Here is a 237-nt window from a genome sequence, read left to right on the forward strand (position 1 = left end):
CTCGGCGATTTCGACGCGTGCCCCAACGCCGGTTTGTGGATTCTCGAAATCCAGATCGCGCATCCGACGAAGCCGTTCGGCGCGTTCTACGAGGATCTGTTGTATTGAACCTTGATAGCGCAGTCCGATGAGCCCGCGCCTTTCACTTCACCCCCTCAGCGCGTAGCCGGCCACCATCAGCTTGCCGCCGTCATAGCCTGCGCCTCGCGCGCGCTTCACGTCTGTCACGCCGTCGCG

1 pseudogene is annotated in these 237 nt (G+C 62.9%); it reads left to right on the plus strand.

Annotation, left to right across the window (positions count from 1 at the left end):
• Window positions 1–108: pseudogene (locus SB816_RS34850) on the plus strand ((Fe-S)-binding protein); the annotation flags it as partial.
• Window positions 109–237: the final 129 nt, after the last annotated feature.

This window comes from Achromobacter sp. SIMBA_011 (assembly GCF_046535435.1).
Taxonomy (GTDB): Bacteria; Pseudomonadota; Gammaproteobacteria; order Burkholderiales; family Burkholderiaceae_B; genus Achromobacter; species Achromobacter dolens.